This is a genomic window from Vibrio sp. V39_P1S14PM300, from assembly GCF_009904765.1.
GTDB lineage: Bacteria > Pseudomonadota > Gammaproteobacteria > Enterobacterales > Vibrionaceae > Vibrio > Vibrio proteolyticus.
Window position 1 is genome coordinate 1 of the sequence record NZ_WXWP01000202.1, and the last position, 9,064, is coordinate 9,064.

General features: G+C 49.4%; 9 protein-coding genes. 3 read left to right on the forward strand and 6 right to left on the reverse strand.

Features of this window, described 5'->3' with window-relative positions; translation table 11 throughout:
• Positions 1-236: 236 nt before the first annotated feature.
• Both CAG65_RS10380 and CAG65_RS10385 read right to left on the reverse strand, forming a co-directional pair.
• The gene (locus tag CAG65_RS10380; RefSeq protein ID WP_021706723.1) at positions 237-593 is read right to left on the reverse strand and encodes a YibL family ribosome-associated protein; all 357 of its coding nucleotides are present in this window, start codon (positions 591-593) and stop codon (positions 237-239) included.
• Between the two features lie 70 nt (positions 594-663).
• Entirely contained in the window at positions 664-1,290 is a 627-nt protein-coding gene (locus tag CAG65_RS10385) for a CatB-related O-acetyltransferase (RefSeq protein ID WP_161453573.1), read from the reverse strand.
• Positions 1,291-1,500: 210 nt separating this feature from the next.
• Between CAG65_RS10385 and CAG65_RS10390 the strand changes: the two genes are divergently transcribed.
• The 3 genes from CAG65_RS10390 (at position 1,501) to CAG65_RS10400 (ending at position 4,583) form a co-directional block, all read left to right on the forward strand.
• Positions 1,501-2,280: a DUF4344 domain-containing metallopeptidase gene (locus CAG65_RS10390; protein ID WP_161453574.1), complete on the forward strand. Its 780-nt coding sequence runs from the start codon at positions 1,501-1,503 to the stop codon at positions 2,278-2,280.
• Between the two features lie 28 nt (positions 2,281-2,308).
• The gene (locus tag CAG65_RS10395) at positions 2,309-2,701 is read left to right on the forward strand and encodes a thiol-disulfide oxidoreductase DCC family protein (protein ID WP_161453575.1); all 393 of its coding nucleotides are present in this window, start codon (positions 2,309-2,311) and stop codon (positions 2,699-2,701) included.
• Between the two features lie 220 nt (positions 2,702-2,921).
• Entirely contained in the window at positions 2,922-4,583 is a 1,662-nt protein-coding gene (locus tag CAG65_RS10400) for a methyl-accepting chemotaxis protein (protein ID WP_161453576.1), read from the forward strand.
• A gap of 132 nt (positions 4,584-4,715) precedes the next feature.
• On the opposite strand, the gene CAG65_RS10405 is transcribed toward CAG65_RS10400, so the two are convergent.
• The 4 genes from CAG65_RS10405 to CAG65_RS10420 all read right to left on the reverse strand — a co-directional run bounded on the left by CAG65_RS10405 (position 4,716) and on the right by CAG65_RS10420 (position 8,928).
• Positions 4,716-5,432, reverse strand: coding sequence for a YebC/PmpR family DNA-binding transcriptional regulator (locus CAG65_RS10405; RefSeq protein WP_161453577.1), 717 nt, complete (start codon positions 5,430-5,432; stop codon positions 4,716-4,718).
• Positions 5,433-5,576: 144 nt separating this feature from the next.
• The gene (locus CAG65_RS10410) at positions 5,577-5,786 is read right to left on the reverse strand and encodes a DUF3283 family protein (RefSeq protein WP_021706729.1); all 210 of its coding nucleotides are present in this window, start codon (positions 5,784-5,786) and stop codon (positions 5,577-5,579) included.
• A gap of 135 nt (positions 5,787-5,921) precedes the next feature.
• Complete coding sequence (locus CAG65_RS10415) at positions 5,922-6,119, reverse strand: PA3496 family putative envelope integrity protein (protein ID WP_021706730.1); 198 nt, start codon at positions 6,117-6,119, stop codon at positions 5,922-5,924.
• Between the two features lie 838 nt (positions 6,120-6,957).
• Positions 6,958-8,928 carry a replication initiator protein RctB domain-containing protein gene (locus CAG65_RS10420; protein WP_021706731.1) on the reverse strand — a complete coding sequence of 657 codons (1,971 nt, stop codon included), beginning with the start codon at positions 8,926-8,928 and terminating at the stop codon, positions 6,958-6,960.
• Positions 8,929-9,064: the final 136 nt, after the last annotated feature.

Below are 9,064 nucleotides of genomic sequence, written 5' to 3' on the forward strand. Positions count from 1 at the left end.
GATAAAAACAACAAAAAACGATGTGTTTTAATATGCAATAACAACCGTGAATTCCACACGGTGGCAGAAGGGGAGCCAAACAAGAGGTTTATCACATCGCTTTAACGCTGAGGGCATTAACGCAAACCGTCAGACGGACCAGGAAGGGAGGCAGGAAAGTAGAGAGCGATGCCAATTTGCCCGAACGACACATGCACGTCCGGGCCGTATTTACACTGTAAACATGGGGAGAGTGATCAGAATTTTTTCGGAGCAAAGCCCGTCATCACATCCAAACGCAGCTGTTTGCCCATTTTGGTCATGGGATGAACAATCACCAAACCTTTGACCGATTTTTTCAACTTACCTAGGTCAGCCTGTTCTTCTTTGGTAATTTCACGAGAGAATGGCATATCCAGCAAAGACTTACGTTCTTTGTTCATGTTGTAGTCTTGCTTACCCTTGAGCGAATTGATTTTCTTGGCCAGTTGGTCCACTTCATCGGTAAACTTGGTAATCATCTCCTGATCGCCACGAGCCTTTGCGCTGTCCAGTTTACGTTTAGCCGTATCCAGACGATTGTGATGGTGTTGAATATCGTTTTTCAGACTCATGATCTCTTGTCTCTGTCAGAAAATGAAAGGGCGCCGAGTTTATCAGACCCGGCGCCCAAATTATAGCGGACTAACTCAAATCAGCCAGCGCACGTTCCAGCAGCGACCAGTCACTCTGGCACAAGTACGGACGCAGCGCGTCAAACTTTTCCGGCGACCAATCGTAGATCCCCAGCGCCAACAGTTTCTCAATCACTTCCGGTTCAAACCGGTAGCGCAAAGGTTTCGCCGGATTTCCGCCGACAATCGCATAGGGCTCGACGTGTTTGGCCACCACACTGTTGGCCGCTATCACCGCGCCTTCGCCAATGGTCACGCCAGGCATGATCATCGCTCGCATACCAATCCACACGCCATCCCCGATGATCGTGTCGCCTTTGCCCTGATAAGAACGTTCTATATCGTCGAGAAACGGATACAGACAGAACCACTCGCTGCGATGGTTATGATTCCCGCCCATCAGGATCACACTTTCCGCGGCAATGCAGACGTAATCACCAATGTAGAGCTGATCGACCGGCCATTTCGGCTGCCAGTCTCGGCTGACTTCATCCCCAAACAGGTAGCGAACCACAGAGCGCTCGAAACCCTGGTCCCAGCAATCGCTGTAGTAGCTGTGGGTGCCTTTGATATGAATGTTCGGATTTTGCACCACCTGGTGCAACAATTGAATTTTTGACCAATGTTTTTGTGTCATGACAATTCCTTCAAGTTTCAGATCACTGTCACGGAACGATTTTCGTGACATTACTCAGACGTTCGGCAGAGTAATGTTTACTGCACGCGTGGTTGCTTCAATAACGGGTTCATTGCCAACTTTCCGGATCCACTTCGCGCTACAGAATAGCGCAAACCACCTCAATTGTGTCACACTATTTGTCCAATCCATTGTTGTGGTTTTCAGCGGATGCACACGGCGCCCTTTTTCCTTTTATCTTCATTGGCACTGACCTCTACAGCGCAGGCCGGACCAAAACTGATCATCGATTATCTGCCGCCGTTGAAAGAGCACGAGCAGGCGTTAAAAACGGATATTCAACGCAGCGGCATTAACCAAATTGTTGTGGAGCTGTCTGAACGCTACTTCCGTTTTCAGGATCCGCTGACCATAGTGTATGGCAGCAGCGAGGGGCCGTTGTACGATCCACAACAGCATGTTATTCATGTCCCGTATCGCTTCTATCAGGACTCACTCGACTATTTCAGCAACAATGACTACGAAAAACGCTATGGTCGTTCGGCGCGCCAGGGGGCTCAGGACACGCTGCTGCATACTCTGCTGCACGAAGTCGGCCACGCGTTCATTGCTGAAAACGACATTCCGGTTCTGGGTAAAGAAGAAGACGCGGTTGACAATTTTGCGACCCTGATGATGATCAATTACGTCAGTGAGGGGCAAGACATGGCGATCAGCGCCGCCGATATGTTCGCCTTTGAGTCCGAGTTTCGTCCCGACTATTACGATTTTGGCGAATACATTGACGAACACAGCTTTGATCTGCAACGCTACTTCTCGACCCTATGTCTGGTGTACGGCAGTGATCCGAGTGGTTACCAACACTTACTCGATGAAGTGGAAAATGATTATTTGCAGGATCGGAAAGATTTCTGCATTTATCAATTCGAGCGGGTGAATCGGAATTGGCATCACTATTTGTCTTCTGCGCGATCGCCCGAGCAGAAATAACGTATAAATGACCAACGGAGGCGCATCCATGACTGAACTGATCCTGTTTTACGATGGGCACTGCCCGTTGTGTGTGAGCGAAATGCAGCGATTGACGCGCAACGATCAGCACCAGCGCCTGCTGCTGGTCGACATTCACACGCCGGATTTCGCCAACTACCCACATATTGACGCTCAATCGGCGTCTGACATTCTGCATGGCGTCACCGCTGACGGCACATTGCTACTGGGACTGGACGCGATACACCGCGCCTGGCAGTTGGTCGGAAAAGGCAGGTGGTATGCCCCGCTACGCTGGTGGTGGTTGCGACCTCTGACGGACTGGGCGTACCTTAAGTTCGCTGCCAACCGCTATACCCTCTCTCGTTGGCTGACCGGACGCGCACGTTGTCAGCAAGGTCAGTGCAAAAAACAGCTCTGACCATCAACAAATAGTTACAAAACTATCATTATTCACATTTTTGCCATCAAAGTGTCGCTAATATTGATCAGGCCTATATGTATCGACCAGCAGATGGCTCCAATCACTGACACGTAGAAACCTAATTACATAACACCTTTGTGGATGTGTAGTGAGACAGGCTATTGTCGCGACCGCGCTGCTGAGTCGATGCGGATTATTACTTTCAGAGGAAGTCGCTATGAGTCTGACCATTCGCAAACGCTTGTACGTGCTGTCGATCGTGCCCCTGCTTATCATCGCACTCGGCATGATGAGCTTTACCTACATCAAAACCACCGAGCTGAACCAACAGCAAACCGAACAAACCCGCTTGAACATGATGGAAATGAAAAAAGCGGAGCTGAACAATTATGTGCAAATGGCGAAATCCGCCGTCACGCCGTTACTTAACCGCGGTGCCTCTTTACAAGAAGCCCTACCCATTTTGCGCGAACTGGAATTTGGCAGCAGCGGCTATATCTTCGGTTACGACTCCAAAGGCACACGTATTCTGGTGGGTAAAAACGACAACGGCATTGGTGAAAATTTCTATGATCTGCAGGATAAGCAAGGCAACTACCTGATCCAGGATCTGCTGAAAAATGCCAAAATCGGCAAGTACACCACCTACTACTTTCCCAAACCTGGTCAGACGGAAGCCCTGCCGAAACTCAGTTATTCCATCTATATCCCTCAGTGGGACCTGATGCTGGGTACCGGCTTTTATACTGATGACATTGACGCCATCATCACCGACATGGAGCAAGCCGCAGAACAAGCGCTGACCGAAACGCTGGCCGCAATAGCCTTATTCAGTATTGTGATTGCGGCAGCCGTCGGGGTGTTTGCAGTGATGATCAACCGCAGCATCATGAAGCCGCTTGAACTGTTTGATCGCTCAATCAGTTCATTTGCCAGTGGCGAGGCTGACCTGACCGCGCGCATGGAAAACTTCAATGCCCCGGAATTCTCACGTCTGAGCGGCAATTTCAACCAGTTCGTACATAGCCTGCAGAACATCATCCGCAGCGTCAGCGATGTTGGTCAGCAAGTCGTCAGTGAAACCAACAGCATGACACACCGCGCCGCTCAAGTTGATGAACTGGCGTCTGGTCAACGCGAAGAAACCGAGCAAGTCGCGACCGCGATGACAGAGATGACCACCACGGCTCAGGAAATCTCCAACAATGCCAGCCAAGCCGCTCAGTCGGCCCGAGAGGCCGACGACAGTGCCAAAGATGCGCAAAGCATCGTCAATGCTGCGGCTAGCTCCGTCGAGGCACTGGCACAGGAAGTCTCAGAGGCAAGCAGCGTCATCTCACGCTTGGAGGGCGACGTCCAGAATATCGCTTCCTCTTTGGAAGTCATTCAGGATATTGCCGAGCAAACGAACCTGCTGGCGCTCAATGCCGCCATCGAAGCCGCGCGAGCTGGCGAACAGGGCCGTGGCTTTGCGGTGGTCGCCGACGAAGTCCGTAAACTGGCCAGCCGCACACAAGACAGCACCGGTGAAATTCACGATATGATCGAGCGACTCAAAGCAGCCTCAGACGACGCAGTGAAAGCGATGGATTCGAGCCAGGCGCGCGGTGCCAGTACGGTATCCGAAGCGCACGCCGCCGCAGAAGCGCTGGTCAAAATTCAGGAGTCAATCGGAACCATTATGGACATGAACTCGCTGATTGCGACGGCCACCGAAGAACAGAGTTTGGTGGGTCAGGAGATCTCTCAGCGCATTGTGGTGATTTCCGAGCAGAGCAGTCAGTCTGCGGAACTGGCCAACGACAATCGTCAGGGCAGCCAAACACTGAATCAACGTGCCAACGAGCTCTACGGTTTGGTGGCGCGATTTACTGTTTAACCTCTGAATTTACAGTGTAAAAAATGCGCCGGCCCCATGCAGCAAGTTTTGCCGGCTAGCATGCAGACGCTTGAAAAGACACAGACAAAAAAGGCTTCGCAGTGCGAAGCCTTTATTTATTAAGCACAGAGCTTACAGTTCAGCGTTGTGATACACCTGCTGAACGTCATCACAGTCATCCAGAAGATCGAGGAATTTCTGGAATTTCTCTGCGTCTTCACCGCTGACGGGTGTGTGGTTTTGCGGCACGAACGTGATCTCTTCTACATCCAGAGTCACATCCGGGAATTCAGCGTTCAGCGCTGTTTTCGCTTTGAAGAATTCGGTGTGTGGTGCAAACACCGTGATCACGCCATCTTCCAGCTCAATGTCGGCAACATCAACGTCGGCCATCATCAGAGCTTCCAGAATCGCTTCTTCATCGTCACCTTTAAACTGGAAAACCGCCTGGTGATCGAACATGTGAGCAGTAGTACCCGGTGAGCCAATTTTCGCCCCAGTCTTCACAAAGCATTGACGAACATCCTGGAAAGTACGGTTGCCGTTGTCGGTCAAGCAGTCAACAATCACGCTCGCGCCGCCCGGAGCAAATCCTTCGTAACGCGCTGGCTGGTAGTCTTCGCCGCCGCCGCCGGTCGCTTTGTCAATCGCTTTATCGATTACGTGTGCTGGTACCTGGTCTTTTTTCGCTTTTGTGATCAGGTGCTTAAGTGACAAGTTCATGTCTGGGTCTGCACCGCCATTCTTCGCGCACATGTAAATTTCTTTACCGTATTTGGAATAAACTTTAATTTTTGCGCCTTGGGTTTTCGCCATAGAGGCTTTGCGCACTTCAAAACTTCTTCCCATCGGGATGTTCTCTCTTCTCAATTTAACGCGGGGATTTTAGCAAAAAGCAGAACCTTTTCAATTCTGCCTCGTTGAATAACCAACGCCGCGGAATCTGGAAAAATAAATGACGTTCCATCGGGAACCAGCAATAACTTTTCCGGATCAGGCCACGCCCATTATCTGTTTGTATTTCGCGACGGACTCTTCAAACCAGATTTTTTCCTGTTCATCACGAATTTTTCTCAGCTGTTCAGTGATCTCTTCCGGACCACCTTTAGCTTCACGCAGTTTCCACACCAGAAAAGACGCCTGCTTATCCAGCTCAATGCGGTTCTTTTCCTCGGGTGGCAGTAGGGAAAGGTTCATCGACATGATTTTATCCGACTCTGTGTGACAACTGGGCACGCAATATAGCACAGCGTCATCATATTTTAAGTGGTTTTGTCGGCAAAATAACAAGGGTGGCCGTTAGCCACCCCTGGTTCAACCGGATTCAGCGTTTCTCCATCAGTGCAGTATGCCCAACTCTTTGGCTTCTTCAATCGTCAGGCCGCTTTCGCGGATCTCACGTAATGCCTCAATACGGCGGCGAGCTTCTGCTGATTTCACGCTTTTTACGGGTTTTTGTGTTTCTACTTCTTCCGTGAAGTCCCACTTTGTTGCAATGTTGGTCATATCATCATGGTCAATTGAATTAATGGACATAAATACCTCCGAACAAACCATGTAAGGGACGCCTAATCTGTAGCAAAGCGGCAATTTGTTGTTAAGCACAATCGCGTCAATCTGTGACTACGGTAATGATTCCGACAGCGCATTTATATTTGCCTCATTTAACCTTTGCTCCCGGTCAGTAGTCGCAGTACATTTAAGGAATTACGCCGTCGAAATGGAGTCTGATCCAGCTCTCATTTCACTCCCCCCTTTCCGCTTCTTTTAGACTGGTGAACATCACGCTCGTAATATTACGGCGCTGAATGGTTGCCGTTGTTTCCCCACTTAATCAGACAGCCCCCTCAGATCATGGTCACCTCTGAAAGCATGATCAAGAGATTCTTATCCCCCCATACTTGCGTGTTCTGTCAAAGCGCTAGATTGCTCCATCGCTCCCGTAATGACGGTCACACCACGGATCCATTGTGCCAGTTGAAAGGGACAGAGAGGTTGGATCATATGACTTCGGAACAATGATCAAGGAACGAGGCGTGATCGTTGCTACGAATAAACTCAACACGGATGTTCACGTAAGCATGATCAAGGAGTAACCAGGACAAAAAGTTCAGTGAGGCTTGACAGATAAGTGCGGCGGGGCAAATTACAGGCAAAAAAAAGCGAGTTCTAACGAACTCGCAAACATATTCAGAATGAATGTAACAATATGAGCCAATCTATTAATTCATCAGAAAGGACAAAAGGTTGTCTATTCGTGGTTAACTATAGTCAGCTCCGGCATTGATAATGTCATCGTTATGTCAGGGGAATGTAGTAGGTTTGTTCAATCGGTGATTCTGCTTCAAACCGTTGCCGATACCCTGTCCACACTTTACACCGCGACTTCATCCAGTGCCCGAAACACCATTTCATCCAGGTGCCCGTCGTACACTTGTTTGCACACTTTGCGTCTTACCGCCAGACCCGCAATCAGGCGTTCAATCGACAGATGTTTGTTCTCACTCTGGCCGTTGTACAGCTCGACCATCTTACTCAGCGTCTCGTAAGGAATAACATTGTCATCGACACGTAGCCAATCCAGCTTCTCTATAAGCTCACAACACTCGTCTTTAATCGAATTAGGGGTATGACCGGTCATTGCCGCTAAGGCCGTTATACTGCGTTCCAGAGCTTCTGGAGAGGTATACTTGGATAACGTGATGGTGATCTCATCGGCATTAATTTCCACCAGATGCTTGCGCAACTTAACCCGACGTCCCAATTTGCCTTTTGGTGAGGGCGCTTTACGTTGGATCGGTTCAAACTCGCCATCAATGATCTGAGACAGTTCATCAAGCTTCTGTTTTGAGACCATCTCATTGCGCAGCGGGTTAGGCAGCGTCGGAGCCATATTACGCTTACCCGCATTGGTGGTGCGAGCGCGTGAGTAACGCAGCACTTCTTCCACATCGCACTTAATGTCCACCTGGTAGTCGACGATCTTCTCTTTTTCGATCATCGTGGTGATCGTCAGATGGTAGCCCCATAAGTTGACCACGAAAAGATCCTCACTCCCCTTCCCTTCCGACAACTTTTTCAGCTCGCGGATCAGATCCATCGAGAAGCGGCGCCATTCAATATTGCGAGCCAGTTTCTGATTGAGTTCGCTCAGCAGCATCACGTCCGTATGACGGCGCACCATACGACTACGGAAATACGAATAAAGTTGGAAGACCAGTGTGTGCTGCTTCAGAATTTCCGGTGGAAATAGGAAAAAGTAGTCACGCGTCAGCAGCTCTTCATAAAACGAAGGTTCCCAGACCAGAATGTAAAGGTTCGGTTTAATGCGAATTTCGCCGTCAGCGCCCTCTGTAGGGGCTTCTTCCGATGCGGTAATGGTCCGGGCCAAAAAACGAAAACGATCGCTCTTAAAGCCTTCTGGCATGTTTTCGCTTAGCCAGCGACCGGTCAGTTCATGCAACTGAAAATCGGTGTATTCAATGCGCTCGATACTGTCACGGATAGAATCGCGTGCTGGTCCGCTGTCTTTTTTACCACGCAACGACAAAATATCCGTGATGTACAACGGCGTTTTGTTGGGAACCTGTCTGGCATCAAGCTGATAGCCTTCCTGATGATGATCATGATACTGAACGGTTAGCGTAAACAAAGCGAACAGCGTCATCAGATCGTCCACCGTCATGATGTTTTTCGACGATCGTGTTTCGATCACCGCGCGAGTTCCAGAGATCGACACCATGGATTTCTGGTAGTGTTTTCGCGTTCTCGGTGGGGCCAGCGCCTGATCAATGATCCCGGCCCAATTGGTAGGAGAAACGACGAACTGATCCGCTTCATCTTTCATGGCCGGTGGCGTATATAAACCGTGTTCGTTCAGCAGCCGTTTGTTGACCTGAGTTTGAGCCAGCGCTTTGGAGCGTTTTTTCTTCTCTGTCTGTTTCACTGACTCTGTTACCAGGCTGGTGGCGCCAAGTGCAGAGATCAGCTGGTTCGGGTTCACAAAGCGATGCAGCATGGTTTTGCCCGCCAGACCTTCTTCAAACTTCACCGGGATTTGCGTAAACAAGCCCACACCAACAGCAGCACGCAAACGTTGTTGAATCGCAGCGCGAGTTAGTTGGCCATCGGTTGCATCAATCAGTTCGGTGGTAGAAACCAAACCATCCTGGCTACGAAATCCACGCAATGAGATCAAATTTAACAGTTCGACGATACTTTTTGTTACGCCTTTGAAATGTTGGTATTGCTCGATCCAGTCAACGGCGGTTTCTGACACTTCAAACAGGTGACCGTCTTTATGGCTGCGAGGCGCCTTGATCAATATTTTCTCTTGCGAACTCATTCTAATTAGATCCGTGTCACATTGGCCGTAATATCGCTATAGTTCTGGGAGAATAAAGAAAAAAAGATCATAAATAAAGAAAAAATTATGGCTCTTAAATAACTGATCTATTTGTTTATTCTGATCTATATTGATT